The organism is Parageobacillus galactosidasius (assembly GCF_002217735.1).
Taxonomy (GTDB): domain Bacteria; phylum Bacillota; class Bacilli; order Bacillales; family Anoxybacillaceae; genus Parageobacillus_B; species Parageobacillus_B toebii.
This window is the reverse complement of the sequence record NZ_NDYL01000002.1, coordinates 244,934-265,918: the sequence shown is the minus strand read 5'-3', so window position 1 is coordinate 265,918 and position 20,985 is coordinate 244,934. Positions and strand designations below refer to the sequence as shown.

Here is a 20,985-nt window from a genome sequence, read left to right as displayed (position 1 = left end):
CCATCTTCAGCCCATCAGCCCCTAATGATCGGTGGCTTGGTATAATCTTCCTTTTTTCTTTCTCTTGATCAGCTAAAAAGAATGCCTTCAACAACGTTGATCGTCCCTTTGGAATGTGCTGGAAATCAACGGGCGAAGTTTACCCCTCCTACCTTCGGCGAACAGTGGGAATCGGGAGCGATAAGTCAAGGAAAATGGAGACTGGAATTCCGCTAAAAGACATATTAACATTAGCGAAAATCCACAGGAAGGCAAAGGAAGTAATATTTATCGGGGCAGATGCCGGAACAAGGGATGATATGAACGGTCTTTTTTACTATGCAAGAAGCTTGCCGCTTCATAAAGCAATGCACCCAGATACGATCATCGCTTATGAGTATAATGGCTCCCCCCTTCCTTTAAAACGCGGATTCCCGTTTCGCCTCATTGTTCCGCAATGGTATGCGATGGCATCGGTAAAATGGCTAAAATACATCATCGTAACGGATCAACCTTTTACAGGGCCATTTCAATCCATTGATTATGTTTATTATCCCCATCCAAACAATGATGAAGGAAAAATGCCTATAACAACAATGAACGTAAACTCATTGATTCAATTTCCGCTTCCATACTCTCTCCATCGGGTTGGAACGATTTCGGTTACGGGAATCGCCTGGACTGGAGAAGGTGTGATCCAAAAAGTAGAAGTCAGTGTAGATAACGGATAAACATGGAACAGAGCGACGTTAAAACGTTTAAAGGAGCGATATGCATGGGTGCAATGGGAGTGGAGATGGAAAGTTCACAAGAAAGGAGAATATACGATTTTAGCAAAAGCGACGGATTCTAGCGGCCGTACACAGCCTTTCACACCGATGTGGAACCGCAAAGGATATGGGTATAATGCGATCCAAAAGGTGCACATAAAAATCGAATAAATAAAACATGCAGCGGTTACTTTTTGATTGATTAATGATTAATGACCGCTGCATGTTACCCCTTACCATATTTGGAGAAAGACATGGTACCATCCTTCCATGTTAGTTACGTCAGTTATGCGATATCGATGTGGCGATAGCGTACGCCTTTGTATTGAACACGGATCGGTACTCCTTTTTCTCTCTTATATTTCTCCATTAACATTTTCACTTTTGAAAAGGCTTCCATCATCCCGGACGCCAAAATCGTTTCTTCCCACACAACTGGTTTTGCCTGTTCCGTATGATCTGTATAAAAAGAAAAGATGTACTGTTTCATACTTTTCACCTCCCTGATTATAAATTATAATCAAAATCTGTCCTAGTTAAACATTTAAACTGTTACAATTATGTTAACATTTTATAAAGATTACGAAAGCATTTTTCCCAAAGGTGATTGCGGATCAACGAGTTTTTCTACATCGTATACGGAAATCGGAAAATATGGGAACCCGAATGCGTAAGCCGTTAATTCATACAATTGATAAAATAGCACAAGCGCTTTATCAGCAATGTAGAAATCTTGTTCCGGTGAGATGCTTTTGAAAGAAGGATTTAAAAGAAGAATGCCTCTCTCTTTAATTTGAGTCGACACCATCGTAGACAGTACTTTCACGTAATCGCTGTTGTCTAAAAATAATTCAGAAAGCGAATATTTTTTTCCTGTCATAATATTAAATGTTAATCCTTTCATAAGTGTAAGTCCATGGGCACCGCCGGAATAAGCGTAATTGATAATGGTTAAGCTTAAAACGCCTTTTTCATTTGTTTTCAGCTCAAAGTGTCCCGTAATTTCAGTCAGCGGATTTTCGTAAAACCCTTGTGTCATAAGAAGCTGTTGAACAGCCGATCGTATCTCATAGTTTATTTTTCTCTCTGCTTCTTTATTTGACAATCCGTATATAACCGGATAATAAAGTTTAAGTCGTTTTTGCTTTATATATTCCGTATGAATGTTAACCGGCAGTTTGATCATATTTTTCTTCCTCCCTTCCCCTTTACGATATTCGCTCATGGTTAAAACGTGCATTTTGGTTAAGGGAGGAAACAAATAAGTAGCATAAAAAACCGATACCGTTATTTGGTACCGGCTTTTTGTTTGTATTGTTGCAGGGCATTGATATACTCATCTTTGATCTTTTCTTTTTCTATACATAGCTGTTGCTGCAAAAAGTCAATCACCGCTTGATCGTCCGCCAGTCCCGCTGCGAATTGACGTTTTATAAACCGTTCCGCCTCTTCTTGGCTCGAAAACGATTGTACTTCCTGTTCTTGATGATAAACGCCCCATTTGTCATCGCTTGGATGAAAGAAAAACCATTGTCCTTGATGATTCGTAAAAAAGAACCCTTCTGTTTGATCTTTTGTATTGAGCTGGTTTTGTTCCACATCATGATATACCGGCGGAAGCGAGAACACATCGACGACAAAAAGCGGGAATGTTGTTTCATTAACAAAGCATCCGGATGCTTTCGGATGGCCTCCTCCGCCGAACTGTTTCGCAAACTCCGCAACATTCACGTTGTCGTGAATCGTTCGAAACCCAATATGTTTCGTGCCGAGATTAACCATGGCGATTAAATCTAAATGAGGACAACGTTTGGATAATGCATTACCTAGTTCAGACATATGTTGTTCGGCAAAAACAATACCGACACAATAATCATCAAACCAGCGCTGGACAAGTTGTTTTTGTTTCATTCGGATGTAGCGCTGAATTTTCTTTTCTTCCATATCCAAAATAAGTTCTTCCGTTTCGGTTAAAGCAAATGGACCTCCTTCTGTTAACCGTTCACTCATGCGATCCCAAAATTCGTCCAGGCCTAAAATCGTCAGCAAATCATTTAGCCGCTTTGCCCGCGTGTTGTCTGTTTCTTCCCATTCCCATGTATCGTATTGGCGGACAAGCTCTACAAATTCATCGAGCGTTTCGTTTCGTTCCAGTTTTTGTTCACGGATTAAATATTCATAAAATAGCGAGGTTGCGCACGTTTTTTTGCCTTGTTCATCCGTTGGCTGCACCCACCCCCACGGATACTTATTAAAATGGAGGGCAGTGACATGGTGGTCGATAACTTGAACGTGTTTTCCTGCTTCAAATCGTTCCGCCAGTTTTTTCTCCACCTCTTCACTGACCGCCAGATCGGTAATAAATACACTTGCTTCGTTATGCTGTTCATCTTCAATAAATTGTTTCACTCGTTCATCTAAGTTACGGTAGGAACAAAATGATATGTTTACTTCTTTAAACGCAATTTTCGCCAACAGTCCGCACCCAATTCCGTCTAAATCGCTGTCCGTAAACAATTTGATCATCGCCAATCCATCCTTTTCTTTATAAACTTTTATACAATAGTTTTTTCAATAGCGGGAATAAGAAATCTGGAAGTTGCTCCACGTTTGGAACAACAATGCTATGTTTTCCATAAATATTTCGAATCGTCTCTCTCTGTCCTTCATCAATTTCACCATTGGCCAAAAAGACGTTAATCACTTCGATATGATGTTTGCGCGCTTCTAACACCGCTTCATGCGTATCGATAATACCGTTTTGTTCATAACCAAACGCCGCTGGTTCTCCGTCGGAAAACACCAATAAAAATTTTTGTTTTTCCGGCCGCTTTAAAAGTTGTTCCGTTATGATGCGAATCGCAAATCCGTCGCGATTATCTTCCTGGGCCTCCAGCTGCATAATCGCAGGGCCGCTTTCTTTTTTATGTGATTGTGCAAATGAAATTACCGTTTGAAAATAGTTTGGCTGCTTCGTTTCCGTCACCTCATTTGGATCTTCCCAAAATCCAACGATCTGATGGGGCACAAGCAACGATTTTAATGCTTCATGGAACAAAATAATACCGCGTTTCGTTTCTTCCATTTTGTCATACATCGACGCTGAACAATCGACTAGCAGCGTAAAAACGGCATCAATACGAGAAGATGGCTGATGTTTTTTATAAAACAAGCGCGGCTGTTCGTCTGTCCATAGACGAAGCAGTTTTTTATGCAGCCGGCCAAAATGTAAATCGGTGCGTGGAAGTGTCTTTTTATGTTCTAATGTTTTTTCCATCATTTGTTTTAATTTTTTTTGATATGGTAAAATATCGATTTTCTTTTGTTCATATTGTGCTATTTGTTCAGACGAAGGAGAAGTTGGAAAAAGAAAAATTGCTTCAGCATACCGGTTATCTTTCCCGTAGCGATCCCCTTTACCTGCTTGTTTGCTTTCCCGTTTCTGTTCATAGGCATTTAGCTTCCTATAATCGTTTCGATTCGATTTTCGCGCAGATCCTTGCACCATCGCAAGTGCCTGATCCCCGTCTTCGCCTTCACGCGCTCCATCTCCCAATAAATCGGTTCGCGAGCCTTGTTCAAGTTCAAAACGCAAGAAACTTTTCGTCATGTCACTCGTTTCACGGTGCCACGTTGGCAGTTCTTGATCATGGACATCTTCGTCCCCACATTTTTCTTTATCCAAGATGTCACAGTTATTGAGCGGGTCGATCCGTTTTAAGTCTTCTAGCGTCAGTCCCATCTCTTCATTATAACTTTGTTCTGGTAAATAAAAATACGTGTTTAACATATCATTTTCCAATACGTCATCGAATGCTTCTGTAATCATCCACGTGATACGGGCCACTTCTTTCGTCGAAGCAGCGTCAAAAAATTGGGGAAGCGTCTGGCGAAGCCAAGGCATCATTCGGTCAATTGGCTCATGAATAACTGGAACGTCCTCTAGCGGCGAATCGGATGTTAATAACAAATAGATAACAGAAAATAATGCATCCGTATATACGCTTCTTGTCAAATTGGCGTTCGTTTGACTGTAAAAATAACGGCGGTACACATCGCGGCGGATGCGAAACCATTTTTTCGTGCCAGGACGCTCTTTTTTACAAATTTCCTCAAGACGCAAATCTTCTGCTAGTGTAAATAGTTGCTTTGCAAAACTAGGGATCGATATGTTTTTCGTTTTGTTAAGAAATGCGGTGACTTCAGAAAAATCAGTATGAAAAAGCGTTCCGACGGCTCGTAAACAGACATCGCTTTTTAATCCGTTTTCTTTTTCTTCTTTCGGTCGATTGTCCCAAAAATGACTGACATATAATTTTCGGTTTGGAAAGTCAACATAAGACTGAAAGCCGAACTCTACTTCCCAATCGCTATGTTTCGCTAACGTTTTCGCTAAATCGGACAGCTGCATAAACAAAAAGGAATCAATCTTTTTATCGTTAAATTGGATAAATCGCTCCATATTGGATCCCTCATTCTTCGAACAACGTTTCCGCGATGTTGCGCACCGCTGCTTTTTCACGGTCATCTTCCAGTTTTTCCACAATGCCGCGTTCAATGGCCCGAAGCGGCGGCAAATATACAGCTAAATCACAAGTATCGATCAGCGCCCGAATCGAAGCAGCTTCTTCGGAAATTTGCCCATTTTTTACTTGTGCAATTAAATCAGCGGATAACGTGACGAAGCGGTCGATGAGTGTTTCGTCTGTTAATGTAGTTTGTGACAACAATACGGATTTTAATGTATCTCCTTGAATATACGGAACATCGATGACAACAAAACGGTTTTTTAACGCTTCGTTGAGCGGGACGGTGCCAACATATCCCTCGTTAATCGCAGCGATCACGCCAAATGTTTCTTTCGCTTTAACGACTTCTCCGGTAAACGGATTAGTAATCATTTTTCGATAGTCTAAGACACCGTTTAAAATCGGCAGTGTTTCTGGTTTAGCCATATTAATTTCGTCAATATATAATAAATGTCCTTTTGTCATCGCCTGAATGACAGGACCTGGGATAAACTCGATTTCTGCTTTTCCATCGCGATTTTGAATCGTTTTAAAGCCAAGCAGCGCTTCGGCATCTAAGTCAACAGAACAGTTCACACTATGCATCGGCTGTCCGAATATGGATGATAACGTTTCCGCCAGCTTCGTTTTTCCGGATCCCGTTGGTCCTTTCAATAAGACGTTTTTCCCAAGCGCAAGCGCAATGATAGCATCATATAGAATCGACTCATCGGAAGCGGTGTAACCGCCTTTTCCAATGAGATAGGCGTCTTCATCATTCGAAAATAGTTGGTTGCGATATTGAATAATTTCTTCAACTTTCTCTGGAAGTTTCACTATTTGTCGTCCTTTCTTTCTTTATTTTGCATTACGGTTACTATTCTACTGAATGTCCTGTTTTCACGCAAAAAAGAGGCATTTGTAACTATAAAAATATTATGTAAATTAAAAAATGCAAAGAAAAATGGAGAGCCACCATCCTTTTATAATTATGATGCTCCCCGTCAGCTAAAATTATCTTCAATCGCCTTGCGAATGAGCGCTTGGCAGCGATCTAATTCCGCTTTTAATTGCCGTTTGTACAGCTTTGCTTTTTCATATCCGCCATCCGCAAACCGATAATAGACAACTTCTTGATATTTCATTCCTTCTTTTTTCTGTTTCACTTGTTTTAGAATTCCATCTTCAATAAGGTCATGTAACGCTTTATATACTTCTGAGTGATTCGGTCTGTAGCCATATGGCTTAAACTCCTGGCGCAGCAAGTCTAATATTTTTAATCCGTATAAACGTTCTTGTTCGGTTAATGTGATTAAATATAGTTTTAAAAACGCACGCTGTTTTAACAGAAAACCGCTTGGCGTTCTTTTTTCCCCCATGTTTCTCCCTTCTTTCTTCTTTTTCTTTATTATAACAATTCCACTTATTGTATGGAAATCCTTTTTATTTTCGATTTTTTATTTAGAACATAGATTTATTAGTTTATTTAACGGAAAAGGAGGCGTCCCTGCCTCCTCTTTTTTTTTGATCATACCTACTTAATAAAAGACAATCGTTTTGTTTCCATGAATGATGACACGATCTTCCAAATGCCATTTTAAGGCTCTGGCAAGCACGGTTTTTTCAATAATTCTTCCCATTCGTTTTAAATCATCGGGATGGTGGCGATGGTCAACACGGGCAACGTCTTGTTCGATGATCGGACCTTCATCTAAATCATCGGTTACGTAATGCGAAGTTGCGCCAATTAGTTTCACGCCTCGCTCATACGCCCGTTCGTACGGTCTTGCTCCGATGAACGCTGGTAAAAAGGAATGATGAATGTTAATAATTCTTCCCGGAAATTCGGCGACAAATGCTGGGGATAAAATTTGCATATAACGGGCGAGCACAATCGTATCCACTTCATATTTTTTTAGCAGCTCGATTTGCTTTTGCTCGGCTTCCGCTTTCGTTTCTTTCGTAACAGGAATATGGAAATATGGAATGCCAACCGATTCTACTGTGCTTCTGAGATGTTCATGATTGCTTATCACAAGCGCAATATCGGCAATTAATTCACCCGCTTGCCACTGCCATAATAATTCTAGTAAACAATGTTCTGCCTTGGAAACAAATATAGCAATTCGTTTGACATCATTATGTAAGCGAAGGCGCCAATCCATATGAAACGACTCGGCGATCGGCTGAAAAGCGGATTCAATTTCTTGCTTTCGCAACGCGATATTCGGACAATCAAATTCGATTCTTAAGAAAAAGGTGCCACCTTCCGGATCGGTGGAATATTGACTAGATTCGACAATATTTGCGCCTTGTTCGTACAAAAACGATGTTACAGACGCGACGATACCCGGTTTATCCGGACATGAAATTAACAAACGAGCACGATTTTCATAGTTTTGTAGAAATGATTGCCATCGATGTTCGCGAAATGTATGCATGTGACTATCTTCCCCCTATACTATTCATTTAACCTTCATCATATAAAAAAACGGTCGGAATGCCAACCGTTTTTTTATTTATTTTCCTTATCGTCCGCTTCAAATAAGGATAAATATTCCCCATATCCTTCTTTTTCTAAATCTTCTTTTGGAATAAAGCGTAATGCGGCAGAATTAATACAATAACGAAGACCGGTTGGCTCCGGACCGTCGTTAAAGACATGGCCCAGGTGAGAATCGGCTTTACGGCTCCGTACTTCCGTACGTATCATCCCATGACTTAAATCGAGCTCCGTTTTAATATTTTCTGGATGAAGTGGCTTTGTAAAGCTTGGCCAGCCACATCCTGCGTCAAATTGATCTTTCGTGCTAAAGAGCGGTTCCCCGGAAACAATATCTACATATATTCCTTCCCGTTTGTTATTCCAATATGGATTGTCAAACGGCGGTTCCGTCCCGTTTCGCTGCGTCACTTCAAATTGAAGAGGAGTCAGCTTTTTTCGCAACATTTCCTCTCGTTCTTTATCCCGCCAGTGTTCTTTCAAAAACGCATCGCGTCCTGAAGCGATATAATACATTTTATAGTGAAGAGGTCTTTTCTTATGATAGTTTTGATGATATTCTTCAGCCGGGTAAAATGTCGATGCAGGCAATATTTTTGTGACAATCGGTTTGGAGAAACGTCCGCTTTCTTCTAATTCCCGTTTTGATTTTTCAGCGAGTAGGCGCTGTTTTTCGTTATGATAAAAAATCGCTGTCCGATACGATTCGCCACGGTCATGAAACTGTCCGCCGTCATCGGTCGGATCGATTTGGCGCCAGTAAATATCTAAAAGTTTTTCATATGGAAATACGTCAGGGTCAAACGTAATTTGTACTGCTTCGTAATGCCCTGTTGTTTGTGAACATACTTCCTCATACGTTGGGTTTTCTTTATGGCCGCCTGTGTACCCGGATATGATGCTGATAATTCCAGGCTGTTCTTCAAATGGCGAAACCATGCACCAAAAACAGCCGCCCGCGAATGTTGCTAATTCATATCCCATCCGTTACTTTCCCTCCTTTTTATTTATCATATCAAAAAAGACACCTTCCTCCAAACGGAAAGGTGTCTACTGCGTATTCAATCATTACTTCGTTAAATCGCCGGCTGGGCCAAAAAATTCGTAATGAATATTTTCGTCGGAAACGCCCCATTCTTTTAACGCATGATAGACCGTTTTCATAAATGGAATCGGCCCACAGAAATAAAAATCTGCTTCTTTATTCGAGACAACGGATTGTATCCAAGATAAATCAATGAACCCTTCTTTTCCGAAATAAGGATGTTTTCGGTCTTCTTCTGAAGGAGACTGATAGCAAACATGATACGAAAATGCTGGATGTTCCGCTAAGCGGCGCAAATCTTGATCGAACGCATGGACGTTTCCATTGATCGCCGCGTGAATAAACGTTACTTGGCGATTAGGTTGACGCGAAACTGCCGTACTTGCCATGCTCATCAGTGGCGTAATTCCGACACCACCGCTAATGAGTACAATCGGTGTTTCTTTGGCCATATCGAGCGTGAAAACACCAAATGGCGCGCTTAACTCAAGCACATCGCCTTCTTGAATATGATCATGCAAGTAATTCGAAACGATGCCGGCTGGTTTGTCTGCTGTTGCCGCTTCTCTTTTCACACTAATGCGATAGTAGCCTTTTCCTGGCGCATCGGATAAGCTGTATTGGCGAATGTGGGTATATTGATCCCCTGGAATAGAGACTCTGACACTGACATATTGTCCTGGCAAATACTCGCTAATTTCTCCTCCATCTTCAGGGACGAAATAAAACGATGTAATGACATCGCTTTCTTTTACTTTTTTCTGTACGATAAAGCGGCGGAAATCTTTCCATCCTCCACGTTTGGATGCGGCTTCTTCATACAATTGCGCTTCTACTTTGATAAATACATCTGCGATTATCTCATATGCTTCGGCCCATGCATTGATAATTTCGTCTGTCGCCGCCTCTTTAAGCACCTCTTTAATCGCAAGCAGCAAATGTTTTCCAACAATCGGATAATGCTCTGGTTTGATCCCTAAGCTGCAATGTTTATGAGCGATTTGTTGGACAAGCGGCATAATCACTTCAAGCTGATCAATATATTTCGCTGCGTTGTAAACAGCTTGTGCAAGCGCCCGTTGTTGTCGTCCTTGTTTTTGGTTAGCATGGTTAAAAATATTGAGCAGCTCTGGATGATTTGAGAACATGGTTTTATAAAACCACTTCGTAATTTGCTCCCCATGTTGTTCAAGTACTGGAACCGTTGATTTGATAATTTCAATCGTTTTTTGGCTTAATGATTTCGTTGTCGCATTCATTTCTCATGTCCCCCAAAAAAAGATGTATTTTAAATACATGTTTATTGAATCATAGTTGTTTTTTTAAAGCAATATTTCAAATACATTTTTAACAAATTGTTCACAATTTTTTTTTGAGGGATGGATTATGATAGAATAGTACTAAAGAAGCTAATTTTAAAGGTGTGAAACAAATGCAGCTGACAAACTATACCGAATATGCTTTGCGTGTTCTTCTCTTTTTAGGAACGCTCGATCCTGAAGAAAAAACCAATATTAAAGAAATTTCCAAGACATTTTCTATTTCAGAAAACCATTTAAGTAAGATCGTATATGAACTTGGAAAATTAGGCTATATTGAAACGATACGCGGACGAAACGGTGGAATTCGGCTAGCCAGAAAACCAGAAGAGATTCGAATTGGATCAGTCGTCCGCAACACGGAAGAAAATTTGTCGCTCGTTGAATGTTTTGCCGGACATGGCGAATGTTTTGCCGGACATGGCAATCATTGCGTCCTTACCCCTGTTTGCCAGTTAAAGCGTGTGCTTCACGAAGCACTAGGATCGTTTTTGCAAGTGCTAGATTCATACACATTAGCGGATTTGCTCAGCAATAAACAACACTTACAGATGATTTTCCGCAAAGAAAAACAATAAAGGAGCTCCCTCAAACAAAGAACAGCTCCATTCATATTTTTTTAAAACAAAGACATACTAGAATCAAAAATGATTTGTTTGTCACATTTCGTAAAATATATTAATATTAGAAAGGCATGAGAAAAACAAACAAGAATTAAAAGGAGGCCACAATGAAACACGTACAAAATGTATTACCACCTTATGTAAAAGTCCAAAACGGTGAACTCTGGTTAACAGAAGATGACCGCGAAAATTTAAAAATTAGCTATCGCATTAAAGACATTATTTTCTCCGAACGTTCTGATTTCCAACATGTCATGATTTTAGATTCTTACGATTTCGGACGTATGCTTGTACTCGATGGAGTCGTGCAAACGACATCGATTGACGGCCACATTTATAACGAAATGATTTCTCACGTACCGCTTCAATTCCATCCATCGGCAAAAAAAGTGCTTATTATTGGCGGCGGAGACTGCGGTGCGGCTAGAGAAGTAGCGAAATATAAACATGTCGAAGAAATTCATATGGTTGAAATTGATGAAAAAGTAGTGCAATCTTGCAAAGCGCATTTACAAGAAGTTTCCGGAAACTTATCCGATCCGCGAGTACAGTTTATTTATGATGATGGGGTTGCTTTTGTAAAAGAACGTGAAAGTGAATATGATGTGATTATTATCGACTCGTCTGACCCGGTTGGTCCGGCTGAAGCGCTCTTTTCACGCGACTTTTATGCCAATGTCCGCCGTGCTTTAAAAGATGATGGATTAATGGTTTGCCAAAGTCAATCGCCAATTTTCCATTTAGACATTTTACGCCAAACATATGCAAATATTTGCGAATTATTCCCGCATGTCCAAGTATACACAGCGACTGTTCCTACATATCCAGGCGGATTGTGGAGCTTTACCATCGGTTCAACGAAACCTCTTTCACTTCCGGAAAATACAACCATTCCATCAGATACGAAATATGTTAACGAAGGAATATTAAAACAATGCTTCCAACTTCCTCAATTCTTGAAAAAGGCGCTTGAAAAGTAAGGAAAGAGCAGTCGCTAGACTGCTCTTTATTGTAAAGCGCGCCCTGACACGATCGAAACCGTAATATCATCGGCGGGCGGATTATGTAATCCGGCGCGGACATCCCGGTAATGCCGCTGCAATGGATTCTCAGCAAATAAACTTTTTCCTCCGACGATGCGCATGGCCAAATCAACGACATCGACAGCGGTATTGGTTGCAATATATTTTACGGCTGCTAATTCTTCTTTCATTTGTGCCCGCTTCTCTGGATAACGGTCCCATTGATCGGCAATGGAATACATAAAATGCCGGGCCGCCATCAAATGGATATCCATTTGCGCGATTTTTCTCCGCACTTCCGGTACTTCCGCAATCGGGTGAGAAAGACTATTTGGCTGATACGTTTTTGCGAATGCGATCGCCTCATTGCGCGCGGCGATGGCGATTCCTAAATAACACGCAGGAATGTGTAAAAGCCACCCTTGAGCATGACTTTTTGCTTTTGGCAAACTAAGCATTTCGACAAGTGCTTCTTCTTCCACTTCCACATTTTCTAAAATAACATCATCGCTTCGTGTCGCTCTCATGCCGAGCGTATCCCACGTTTTTTCAATTTTTAACCCCGCCGCTGTTTTCGGAATCAGAAAGTTTCCGACTTCTCCTGTTTCTTGAATAGTTGCGGATACGATAAAGTAATCAAGCGCCGGAGCTAGCGAAGTGAACGTTTTTCGGCCGGAAATCACCCAGCGGCCGCTGCGGTGTTCCGCGGTTGTTTCCGGTTTTCCGCTGCGCGCTGGACTTCCGGTCGCTTCTTCGGAATGAGCGCTATTTAGTAAAATTTGCTTTTCCACGACTTCTCGGCAAATTCGTTCAAAAACAGATAGCGGCCATTTTTTCGTCTCTGCAAGGTTCATGATAATGCCTAAATGCCAGCCGAGCGATAGCGCCGTCGCGCCGTCCCCTTGGGCGATCGTTTCCTGAATGAGCAAAAATTCGTAAAGGGAAATTTCTTCCCCGCCATATGATTTAGGAACAGTAAGAGAAAGAAAGCGCGCCTCTTTTAAGTCATCGAAATTTTCAAACGGAAATTCGGCATGTTCATCATGCCATCTAGCGCGCTTTTGAAATCGCTCAGCAAGATTCCGTGCCCGTTCGTACAAGTTTCGCTCCCGCTCTGTGCGAAGAAATAAATGATATAGTTCGTTCATAAGTCTCCCCTTCTTTTTCCGTTATGGTTTTATTGTACACGTTATAAAGCGGGGATGGAAACAATATGCAATTAAAGAATGAATAAGTGACGAACATCACGGTCATCATGACGGTGGTAAAATTCATTTTTCGTATGGTCATATATATACTCTTGCTTCCACTTGTCTTCGTGACGCACAATATGGCGGATCGCCCGGATGATATGGTATATATCTTCATTTGTCATGATTGGATGAACTGAAATACGAACCCATCCTGGCTTGATTAGTAAGTTTCCCTGTTCGACTTGCATCAAAATGTTTTTCGACTGCTCTTTGTCAATTCCAAGTAAATAATGGCCGTATGGACCAGCGCATGAACAGCCGCCGCGCACTTGGATGCCAAAGCGGTCGTTCAAAAGCTTTACGACTAAATTATAATGCATTCCTTCAATAATAAATGATACGATGCCAAGCCGGTCTTCCCGGTGCCCTTCTAAAATATGAACGCGCGGTATTTGCTTTAAATGGGACAAAAGAAGTGTTGTTAATTCTTTTTCCCGCTTCAAGATGCGTTCAACACCCATTTTTTCTTTTAATTTAATGGCCAGCGCTGCTTTTATCGTTTGTAAAATCGGCGGTGTTCCCCCGTCTTCCCGAGTTTCAATGTCTTTAATATATTTATAGTTCCCCCACGGATCGGTCCATATGACTGTCCCTCCTCCAGGATGATCAGGGATGCGGTTTTGATACAACCGCGCATCAAAAATAAGTACACCAGCGCTTCCAGGTCCTCCTAAAAACTTATGCGGTGAAAAATAAATACCGTCTAATTTTTCTAGCGGGTCATCAGGATGCATGTTGATGGTGACGTATGGAGCGGAGGCAGCAAAATCAACAAAGCAAATTCCTTCATGTTCGTGTATCATTTTTGCTAACTGATGATACGGCGTTTGAATACCTGTTACATTGGAACATGCGGTAAAAGCGCCGATTTTCAGCTGGCGATGCGCGTATGTTTGCAATAATTGCTGGAAATGCTCCAAATCCACATCCCCATTTGCAGTCGGGCGAATCATAACCACTTCTCCAATGGTTTCTGCCCATGATAATAAATTAGAATGATGTTCCATATGTGTGACGAAAATAACCGGACGCTTCTCATCGGGAAGCTTAAGATGGGACTTCCACTGTTCCGGCACCCTTAAGCCAAGCAGCCGCTGTAGTTTATTTACCGCGCTAGTCATCCCCGCTCCTTCCATAATAATGACATCATGTTCATCCGCATGGACATGGCGTTTAATCAATTCTTTTGCATATTGGTATGCCAATGTCATTTTTGTGCTCGTCACGTTTGATTCGGTATGCGTATTGGCAACAAATGGGCCAAGTTCTTCTGTTATTTTTCGTTCAATCGGCGCATACAAACGGCCGCTTGCTGTCCAATCAGCATAAATCATTTTCTGTTGTCCAAATGGAGTGGAAAATGTCACATTCGTCCCAATGGTTGCTTCACGAAACGGTTGAAAATACGTTTCCAACTCTCCGCGGCATGTAAATGTCGTCTCACCGATGGTTGCTTTTATCTCCACGAACATCCTCCTTTCCTTTAGTATATTCATACAGTATGTAGCCGCGAAAAATTGGTCAATAAAAAAAGCTGCCTAGTCTTGCTAGACAGCCTCATTGGTTATTCCTTTTTCGCTGCTTGTTTCGATTCGGGAATTGTGTATTGTTCCAGCTGCTTTCTTAAATCATCTGGGATCGGCTCACTTTTTTGCGTTTCAAAGTTAAAGTAAACAACCGTTGATTCACCTAGCGCAATTAACGTTCCTGTTTTTTCGTCTAAAATACGATGAACAAGTTGGAAACTTTTATTTCCGATCTTTGAAACGTTTGTTTCGATTTTTAATCGTTGGCCGAAAAACGCTTGATTGATGAAATCACATTTTGTCGAGGCAAGAATAAACCGCCATTCTTTTATATCACTTCCATACCCTAACTCTTCAAACATGCGAATGCGTGCTTCTTCGAGATAAATAAAATAGCTTGTATTGCTGACGTGCCCAAGCGCATCCGTTTCACAAAAACGAATGTTTACGGTCGTTGTATGAGTTGCCATAAAACTCCCCCCTAATTTCTATTGACTAGTCAGTATGTTGCTTTTATCATAGCTATATTTTTTGATTGATTCAACTATTTTTTTGTTTTGTTTGATTATTTAGCACATAGTTTTATTTATTAATAATAGGCAGTGATAGTCGAATATGCTGAAATGCTTTTAATAAAAAACGCAACGACATCGATGGAAGCGTCGATCGATGTCGTTACGAGAAAAAGATCGGTGCAATTAGATAGGCAATCACCGACAATATTCCACACAATAGTGAAATACGTAATTTATATTTCGCATAACTCATTAAATCTAAATCCATAATTGACGCGGTTGTAATAGTTGTATCGCCTAACGGAGATGCGAAAGCACCAAACGTTCCGCTTGCAAATACCGCTCCGATCGTCATCGCTAGCGGCGCTCCTGTCGCTGCCGCTAACGTTACGCCAAGCGGCATAAAAATCCCCCACGTTCCCCATGATGTGCCGATAAAATAAGAAACAAACGAACCGATGACAAATACAGCAGCGGGAACGACTTCTTTCGGAAGCCATGTCCCAAATGTCGATGAAATGTAAGTGGCAAACCCTAATTCATCTGCGGTCAGCGACACTGCCCAAACGAGAAGAAGCATTCCAATCGGTGCCATTAATTGATTGCCGCCGTCAAAAAAATGATAAATCAGTTCATATAACGGCTGGCGCCTGATAAGATAAAATACGGCCGTTGCAATGATCGTCACAAACAATGCCATTAACATCGCCAGCGTCGCATCGGCTCGTGAAAACGCATCGAAAAAAGTAACAGCCCCATTTTTTGTCCCACTGTACCAAAAGAAAAAAAACGTCAGCACAAGCACAAGAAAAAGCGGAAAAAACAAATGAAGCGGTTCCCCTGTTACTAATGCCAACTCTTTCCGCAGCCCCAATTGGTGAAACTGATTTGTTTTTTCTTTTTCTCTCTTTTTCTCATTTCTTCCAATCCTCACATTCATAAATGTGGTCATCAATCCAACAAAAAGCGCGATAATGGCGAAAAAGTTGTACGGTAAGCTTGCTAAAAAAAGATGATAAGCTGATTTATGGATTCCATTTTGCTCGAGCGCCCCCGCTACTACCGACATCATAAACCCTACAAACGCCGTCGCGGCGGGAAGAAGAACGATAATTGGTTCTGTTGACACATCAATCATATACGCCATTCTCCGTCGGTCAATACGAAATTTCCCAAGGATGGATTTCATCACAGGACTGAGCAACATAATACGAAACATCGGCGTAAAAAAAGTAAACGGTACGGTAAGCCATATAAATAACAGTAGCCTTCGCTTCGAATGAAGCTTTTCGCCAATCCATTGCACAAATCCTTTAATTCCGCCTGTAATTTGAATCATGCCAATTAATGAACCAAATAAATATAAAAACGCAACTACTTTCATGTGCTCTAAATCACTGATCGCTTTTAAAAGCGTGGCTACCGCTCGCTCGATTGTGTCAAGGACACTTCTTTCCAAACAAAACGCACCAATGATTAATCCAATGACAAGCCCAGGAAGAATCTCTTTGAGCCAAATTGCAAGCGGAATGATAACTAGAAACGGCAATAAAGACAACCACGTTCCTTCCATCCAATTCACCACCTTCGTCGTTACAAGGATAGCCATAATGATGAAAAATTATTATCGTTTAATGTTGATTATTTAGCACATAGTTTTATTAGATATAAATATAAAAAAGAAACGAACACTTGCGAGATGGCAAGTGTTCGCTTACTTCCTTCTTGCAAAATCAACAAAACGAAATTTATCAAGGCGATGGCGCGACTCCGTATATTGAAATAACGTGGCGTCATCTAAATAGACGAAATTTTTTACAACCACAACATGGTCATAGCCGTTTAAATCTAAATATTTTCGATCCTCGTCATTGACTTTATCGACAAACATTTCTTTTTTCGCAAAACTGATTTTCAGTTTTAACTGTTTCTCCAAATATTCATAAATCGAATCTTCACATATTTCCCGCGTCAACGTCGGAACATATTTTTTATGAAAAAAATCTTTGTCTAAAATGATTCGTTCTCCCTCAATTTCACGGGAACGAATGACTTTCCATATTTCATCTTTGCTTGTCGCGTGCAAATGCCGCTTTAAATATGGATCTGGTTTAATTACTTCCAACTCATTTACGATCGTTTTTACAGGCTGTTTCATGTTTTGGGCCAATTCTTTAAAACTCACTAGCCCAGATACCGGAAAATCGTATTTGCCAACATCCAAAACGATCGAGCCTTTTCCTTTCATTTTTTGGATATAACCATGTTCGGATAGTAAATTGAGTGCTTTGCGAATCGTCTCTCTCGATGTGTTATATCGTTCGGCAAGTTCGTTTTCTGACGGCAGTTTATCGTACGGTTTCCAATGTCCTTGACGAATTTTTTCCACAAGATCGTGATAAATGGATAAATATTTATTTTCATACATTTCGCTCACCGACATGTATTGTATCACGATTTGGTCAAGTAATAAACAATCGATTCGTACGGGCGAAGCGATATTGTCCGAAAATCGCTTGATGAATCATCATAGTTAGAAAGCAATATTTCGCTCGAATAGCCGCTTACATCGACGTCATCAGGCAATATGAACGTCGTTTCTCTTCCGTAAAAATTATTCACAACAAGCAGTTTTTCATTTTCTCCATTTCGCAAATAAGCGAAAATATCTGGATGATCTTCAAGCAACAGCTGATAATCTCCAGTTGTAATAATGTCATATTGCTTGCGAAGTTGAATAAGCCGTTGATAATGATAGAAAACTGATGTCGGATCTTCCAGCGCTTTTTTCACGTTAATTTGTTTATAGTTCGGGGCAACGCGAATCCAAGGCGTGCCTGTCGTAAATCCGGCATGTTCGCTGTCGTCCCATTGCATCGGCGTCCGCGAATTGTCGCGCGATTTCCGTTTTAAAATTTCAAGCACTTCTTGTTCACTTTTTCCTCGTTCTTGCAAAATGCGGTACATATTGAGCGACTCAACATCGCGGTAATCATCAATCCGCTCGAATTTCGGGTCGGTCATGCCAATTTCTTCTCCTTGGTAAATATATGGCGTCCCTTGCATCATATGAATGACCGTTGCCAGCATTTTCGCTGACTCTTTATGATATTTTCCATCATCGCCGTACCGCGATACAATCCGCGGCTGGTCATGGTTGCACCAAAAGAGCGCATTCCAGCCGCCGCCTTTATGCATCTTGACTTGCCATTCCGATAAAATTCGCTTTAGTGCAAGAAAATCAAAATCGGCGACCGCCCATTTTTCCCCGTTCGGATAGTCGACCTTTAAATGATGGAAATTAAACGTCATATTTAACTCACGGCGATTAGGATTTGTATATTTGATGCAATGGTCAATCGTTGTGGATGACATTTCCCCGACCGTCATAATATCGTATTTCGAAAATACTTCCCGGTTCATCTCTTGCAAAAATTCATGAATGCGCGGTCCGTCGGTGTAAAACTTGCGGCCGTCGCCCGGCGGCACCGAACCGTCATCGTCAAGAAATCGTTGATCTTTCGATAGCAAGTTAATAACATCTAAACGGAACCCGTCCACTCCTTTTTGGAACCAAAAATGCATCATGTCATAAATACGGCGGCGCATCTCTTCGTTTTCCCAGTTTAAATCCGCTTGTGTCACGTCAAATAAATGCAAATAATATTGCCCTGTTTTCTCATCGTACTCCCATGCCGAACCGCCAAACTTCGACTGCCAGTTCGTTGGAGCACTTCCGTCCGGCTTTGGATCCCGCCAAATGTAAAAATCACGATACGGATTATCTTTCGATGTACGTGCCTGCTTAAACCATTCATGCTCCGTAGACGTATGATTGACAACCATATCCATGATCAACTTCATGCCGCGCCGATGCACTTCTTCTAACAATCGATCAAAATCTTCCATCGTGCCATATTCATCATGAATTTGAAAATAGTCACTAATATCATAACCATTGTCACGCTGCGGTGACTTGTAAATCGGCGTCAGCCAAATCACATCCACACCAAGCAGTTTCAAATAATCGAGCTTTTCGATAATTCCTTGCAAATCACCGATTCCATCACCGTTTGTATCCTTAAAGCTTTTTGGATAAATTTGATATACGACTGCTTTTTTCCACCATGGCTGTTGTTTCATTGTCGCTATCACCTCGTTCTATTATAGATAAAAGATAAAAACGATACCATTGGCGAACGTTCACCAATGGCATGTTATATTGATTATTTAGAACATAGTTTTATAATTACATATCCGTTATCGATTTTCTTTACGGAACTTGCTGAATACAAACGTTAAGGCAAACGGTACGATAATGGCGATTGCCATTCCGATAAAGAATGGTGCCCACTTTTGCGGTACGATCGATAAAAAACCTGGCAAACCGCCAACGCCAATCGATGGAGCGATGACTTTATTTAGTGTAATAAACATTCCGGCAATCGCCGCACCCGTCATCGCCGAAATGAACGGATAACGGAAACGCAAGTTTACCCCAAACATCGCCGGTTCGGTAATGCCAAGATAAGCAGATACTGCGGAGGTGAAAGAAAGACCTTTTAACTTTTCATCCTTTGCAGCAAACATCATTGCTAATGCCGCAGAACCTTGGGCAACGTTTGACATGACAAGGATCGGCCATAAGAACGTACCACCTGTGCTTGCAATCAACTGCAAATCGACCGGTAAAAACGTATGATGCATTCCCGTAACAACGAGCGGTGCGTATAATGCCCCATACAAAAAGCCGCCAATCGCTGGAACGTTATCAAAAATGCTGACAAATACATTTGTAATCGCATTTCCGATCGCAAACGTAATCGGTCCAATTGCAATAAATGCTAAAAAGCCCGTAATTAATAACGCAAGCGGTGCAACAAGCAACAATTGAAATGCATCCGGTATACGTTTACGTAAAAATTGCTCGATTTTCGCAAGTACATAAGACGCTACAAGCACCGGCAGCACTTGGCCTTGATATCCGACTTTTTGCACTTCAAATCCGAATAAATTCCAAATAGGAATTTCCCCTTTTTCTTTCGCTGCTCCCCATCCCCATGCATTTAACAAATCAGGATGGACAAGCATCAAACCGAGGACAATTCCCAAAAGCGGGCTTCCGCCAAACTTTGTCACTGCCGACCATCCGATTAAGCCAGGCAAGAAGACGAACGCCGTATTTGCAATAAGGTTAATCATGCTAGCAAGATCTGCCCATTCTTTGTGCACTTCGACAAACGATTTGCCTTCATAAAAAATACCCGGACCCGTTAAGATGTTGTTAATCCCCATCAACAAACCAGCTGTCACAATCGCCGGCAAAATCGGGATAAAGATATCTGCTAATGTTTTAATAGCGCGTTGCAGCGGATTTAACTTCGCTTCTGCCGCATCTTTAATCTCTTGTTTTGTCGCTCTTCCAATGCCGGTCATTTCCACCATTTCGTTATATACTTTATCGACAAGCCCTTGTCCGATAACTACTTGAAATTGACCGTTCGCGGAAAATGAACCTTTTACAATATCAATGCTTTCTAATTTCTCTTTATCGACTTTCCCCTCATCTTTCAACGCAAAACGCAAACGCGTGACACAATGGGTGGCGGCAACAATATTTTCTTTTCCACCAATTGCTTCGACAATTTTAGCAACCGATTGTTCATATGCCCCCATAAGGAAACCTCCCCGATCTTTTTTCTAAAAAACGAAATTCATTTAACCGCTTTCAGGAATCGTTTTCAAAAAAAACTTGTATATACAAGTCAATTTTATTCTAACCTGTATATACAAGTTCGTCAACATTTATTTTCGACATTTTTTGTTACTTTTTCTCTAACTATCACTTCTTTTGTTATATTTTGTAAATTAGCAGGAAAATAAATGATTGATTTGGAAATAAATATATAGCGATTTTGATAG

Annotated in this window: 19 protein-coding genes and 1 pseudogene; 4 read left to right on the top strand and 16 right to left on the bottom strand. The window is 40.9% G+C overall.

The window, feature by feature from the left end:
* Positions 1-81: 81 nt before the first annotated feature.
* Together B9L23_RS21045 and B9L23_RS21040 are read left to right on the top strand one after the other, a co-directional pair.
* On the top strand, positions 82-216 hold the full coding sequence (locus tag B9L23_RS21045; RefSeq protein ID WP_083767438.1) for a molybdopterin-dependent oxidoreductase: 135 nt from the start codon (positions 82-84) through the stop codon (positions 214-216).
* Positions 195-920 (top strand): annotated as a pseudogene (locus B9L23_RS21040) (molybdopterin-dependent oxidoreductase). Before B9L23_RS21045 ends, B9L23_RS21040 begins: the two are co-directional and overlap by 22 nt.
* Before the next feature lie 115 nt (positions 921-1,035).
* Here the strand turns inward: B9L23_RS21040 and B9L23_RS10575 are convergent.
* The 9 genes from B9L23_RS10575 to hmpA form a co-directional block, all read right to left on the bottom strand.
* A complete protein-coding gene (locus B9L23_RS10575; protein WP_015863880.1) occupies positions 1,036-1,239 on the bottom strand; it encodes a hypothetical protein in 204 nt (67 codons plus the stop codon).
* A gap of 90 nt (positions 1,240-1,329) precedes the next feature.
* Positions 1,330-1,935, bottom strand: a complete 606-nt coding sequence (locus B9L23_RS10570) for a DUF3298 and DUF4163 domain-containing protein (protein WP_062754025.1) — start codon at positions 1,933-1,935, stop codon at positions 1,330-1,332.
* 101 nt (positions 1,936-2,036) lie between these two features.
* Positions 2,037-3,275: a DHH family phosphoesterase gene (locus B9L23_RS10565; RefSeq protein ID WP_062754027.1), complete on the bottom strand. Its 1,239-nt coding sequence runs from the start codon at positions 3,273-3,275 to the stop codon at positions 2,037-2,039.
* A gap of 19 nt (positions 3,276-3,294) precedes the next feature.
* Positions 3,295-5,211 (bottom strand): vWA domain-containing protein, encoded by a 1,917-nt coding sequence (locus B9L23_RS10560; protein ID WP_089097620.1) that lies wholly within the window; start codon positions 5,209-5,211, stop codon positions 3,295-3,297.
* Positions 5,212-5,221: 10 nt separating this feature from the next.
* Positions 5,222-6,094 (bottom strand): ATP-binding protein, encoded by an 873-nt coding sequence (locus B9L23_RS10555; protein ID WP_081189519.1) that lies wholly within the window; start codon positions 6,092-6,094, stop codon positions 5,222-5,224.
* Between the two features lie 167 nt (positions 6,095-6,261).
* Positions 6,262-6,636, bottom strand: coding sequence for a replication termination protein (locus B9L23_RS10550; protein WP_015863876.1), 375 nt, complete (start codon positions 6,634-6,636; stop codon positions 6,262-6,264).
* Positions 6,637-6,795: 159 nt separating this feature from the next.
* Positions 6,796-7,698, bottom strand: a complete 903-nt coding sequence (gene purU, locus B9L23_RS10545) for a formyltetrahydrofolate deformylase (protein ID WP_062677921.1) — start codon at positions 7,696-7,698, stop codon at positions 6,796-6,798.
* A 74-nt stretch (positions 7,699-7,772) separates the two neighbouring features.
* Positions 7,773-8,744: a peptide-methionine (R)-S-oxide reductase MsrB gene (msrB, locus tag B9L23_RS10540; RefSeq protein ID WP_015863874.1), complete on the bottom strand. Its 972-nt coding sequence runs from the start codon at positions 8,742-8,744 to the stop codon at positions 7,773-7,775.
* Between the two features lie 84 nt (positions 8,745-8,828).
* Positions 8,829-10,064 (bottom strand): NO-inducible flavohemoprotein, encoded by a 1,236-nt coding sequence (hmpA, locus tag B9L23_RS10535; protein ID WP_062677922.1) that lies wholly within the window; start codon positions 10,062-10,064, stop codon positions 8,829-8,831.
* Positions 10,065-10,237: 173 nt separating this feature from the next.
* Here hmpA and B9L23_RS10530 point away from each other — a divergent pair, with 173 nt between their 5' ends.
* Together B9L23_RS10530 and speE are read left to right on the top strand one after the other, a co-directional pair.
* The gene (locus tag B9L23_RS10530; RefSeq protein WP_089097619.1) at positions 10,238-10,702 is read left to right on the top strand and encodes an Rrf2 family transcriptional regulator; all 465 of its coding nucleotides are present in this window, start codon (positions 10,238-10,240) and stop codon (positions 10,700-10,702) included.
* Between the two features lie 152 nt (positions 10,703-10,854).
* Positions 10,855-11,727: a polyamine aminopropyltransferase gene (gene speE / locus B9L23_RS10525; protein WP_015863872.1), complete on the top strand. Its 873-nt coding sequence runs from the start codon at positions 10,855-10,857 to the stop codon at positions 11,725-11,727.
* Positions 11,728-11,753: 26 nt separating this feature from the next.
* Here speE and B9L23_RS10520 read toward each other — a convergent pair whose 3' ends face one another.
* The 7 genes from B9L23_RS10520 to treP form a co-directional block, all read right to left on the bottom strand.
* Positions 11,754-12,917: an acyl-CoA dehydrogenase family protein gene (locus tag B9L23_RS10520; protein ID WP_089097618.1), complete on the bottom strand. Its 1,164-nt coding sequence runs from the start codon at positions 12,915-12,917 to the stop codon at positions 11,754-11,756.
* A 71-nt stretch (positions 12,918-12,988) separates the two neighbouring features.
* The gene (locus tag B9L23_RS10515) at positions 12,989-14,488 is read right to left on the bottom strand and encodes an aminotransferase class V-fold PLP-dependent enzyme (RefSeq protein WP_089097617.1); all 1,500 of its coding nucleotides are present in this window, start codon (positions 14,486-14,488) and stop codon (positions 12,989-12,991) included.
* A gap of 98 nt (positions 14,489-14,586) precedes the next feature.
* Positions 14,587-15,018 (bottom strand): acyl-CoA thioesterase, encoded by a 432-nt coding sequence (locus B9L23_RS10510; RefSeq protein ID WP_062754040.1) that lies wholly within the window; start codon positions 15,016-15,018, stop codon positions 14,587-14,589.
* A 205-nt stretch (positions 15,019-15,223) separates the two neighbouring features.
* The gene (locus B9L23_RS10505) at positions 15,224-16,636 is read right to left on the bottom strand and encodes a Na+/H+ antiporter NhaC family protein (RefSeq protein WP_089097616.1); all 1,413 of its coding nucleotides are present in this window, start codon (positions 16,634-16,636) and stop codon (positions 15,224-15,226) included.
* A 141-nt stretch (positions 16,637-16,777) separates the two neighbouring features.
* Complete coding sequence (gene treR / locus B9L23_RS10500; protein ID WP_062754044.1) at positions 16,778-17,491, bottom strand: trehalose operon repressor; 714 nt, start codon at positions 17,489-17,491, stop codon at positions 16,778-16,780.
* A 23-nt stretch (positions 17,492-17,514) separates the two neighbouring features.
* Positions 17,515-19,206, bottom strand: a complete 1,692-nt coding sequence (gene treC, locus B9L23_RS10495; protein WP_089097615.1) for an alpha,alpha-phosphotrehalase — start codon at positions 19,204-19,206, stop codon at positions 17,515-17,517.
* A gap of 117 nt (positions 19,207-19,323) precedes the next feature.
* The gene (gene treP / locus B9L23_RS10490) at positions 19,324-20,739 is read right to left on the bottom strand and encodes a PTS system trehalose-specific EIIBC component (protein WP_015863865.1); all 1,416 of its coding nucleotides are present in this window, start codon (positions 20,737-20,739) and stop codon (positions 19,324-19,326) included.
* Between the last annotated feature and the right edge of the window lie 246 nt (positions 20,740-20,985).

What these genes read in the sequence shown, in the direction of transcription:
- treP (WP_015863865.1), bottom strand. Translation starts at nt 20,739, where the DNA reads ATGGGGGCATATGAACAATCGGTTGCTAAAATTGTCGAAGCAATTGGT.
- B9L23_RS10575 (WP_015863880.1), bottom strand. Translation starts at nt 1,239, where the DNA reads ATGAAACAGTACATCTTTTCTTTTTATACAGATCATACGGAACAGGCA.
- B9L23_RS10530 (WP_089097619.1), top strand. Translation starts at nt 10,238, where the DNA reads ATGCAGCTGACAAACTATACCGAATATGCTTTGCGTGTTCTTCTCTTT.
- msrB (WP_015863874.1), bottom strand. Translation starts at nt 8,744, where the DNA reads ATGGGATATGAATTAGCAACATTCGCGGGCGGCTGTTTTTGGTGCATG.
- speE (WP_015863872.1), top strand. Translation starts at nt 10,855, where the DNA reads ATGAAACACGTACAAAATGTATTACCACCTTATGTAAAAGTCCAAAAC.
- B9L23_RS10505 (WP_089097616.1), bottom strand. Translation starts at nt 16,636, where the DNA reads ATGGAAGGAACGTGGTTGTCTTTATTGCCGTTTCTAGTTATCATTCCG.
- B9L23_RS10550 (WP_015863876.1), bottom strand. Translation starts at nt 6,636, where the DNA reads ATGGGGGAAAAAAGAACGCCAAGCGGTTTTCTGTTAAAACAGCGTGCG.
- B9L23_RS10565 (WP_062754027.1), bottom strand. Translation starts at nt 3,275, where the DNA reads ATGATCAAATTGTTTACGGACAGCGATTTAGACGGAATTGGGTGCGGA.
- treR (WP_062754044.1), bottom strand. Translation starts at nt 17,491, where the DNA reads ATGTATGAAAATAAATATTTATCCATTTATCACGATCTTGTGGAAAAA.
- B9L23_RS10520 (WP_089097618.1), bottom strand. Translation starts at nt 12,917, where the DNA reads ATGAACGAACTATATCATTTATTTCTTCGCACAGAGCGGGAGCGAAAC.
- B9L23_RS21045 (WP_083767438.1), top strand. Translation starts at nt 82, where the DNA reads ATGCCTTCAACAACGTTGATCGTCCCTTTGGAATGTGCTGGAAATCAA.
- hmpA (WP_062677922.1), bottom strand. Translation starts at nt 10,064, where the DNA reads ATGAATGCGACAACGAAATCATTAAGCCAAAAAACGATTGAAATTATC.
- B9L23_RS10570 (WP_062754025.1), bottom strand. Translation starts at nt 1,935, where the DNA reads ATGATCAAACTGCCGGTTAACATTCATACGGAATATATAAAGCAAAAA.
- treC (WP_089097615.1), bottom strand. Translation starts at nt 19,206, where the DNA reads ATGAAACAACAGCCATGGTGGAAAAAAGCAGTCGTATATCAAATTTAT.
- purU (WP_062677921.1), bottom strand. Translation starts at nt 7,698, where the DNA reads ATGCATACATTTCGCGAACATCGATGGCAATCATTTCTACAAAACTAT.
- B9L23_RS10560 (WP_089097620.1), bottom strand. Translation starts at nt 5,211, where the DNA reads ATGGAGCGATTTATCCAATTTAACGATAAAAAGATTGATTCCTTTTTG.
- B9L23_RS10510 (WP_062754040.1), bottom strand. Translation starts at nt 15,018, where the DNA reads ATGGCAACTCATACAACGACCGTAAACATTCGTTTTTGTGAAACGGAT.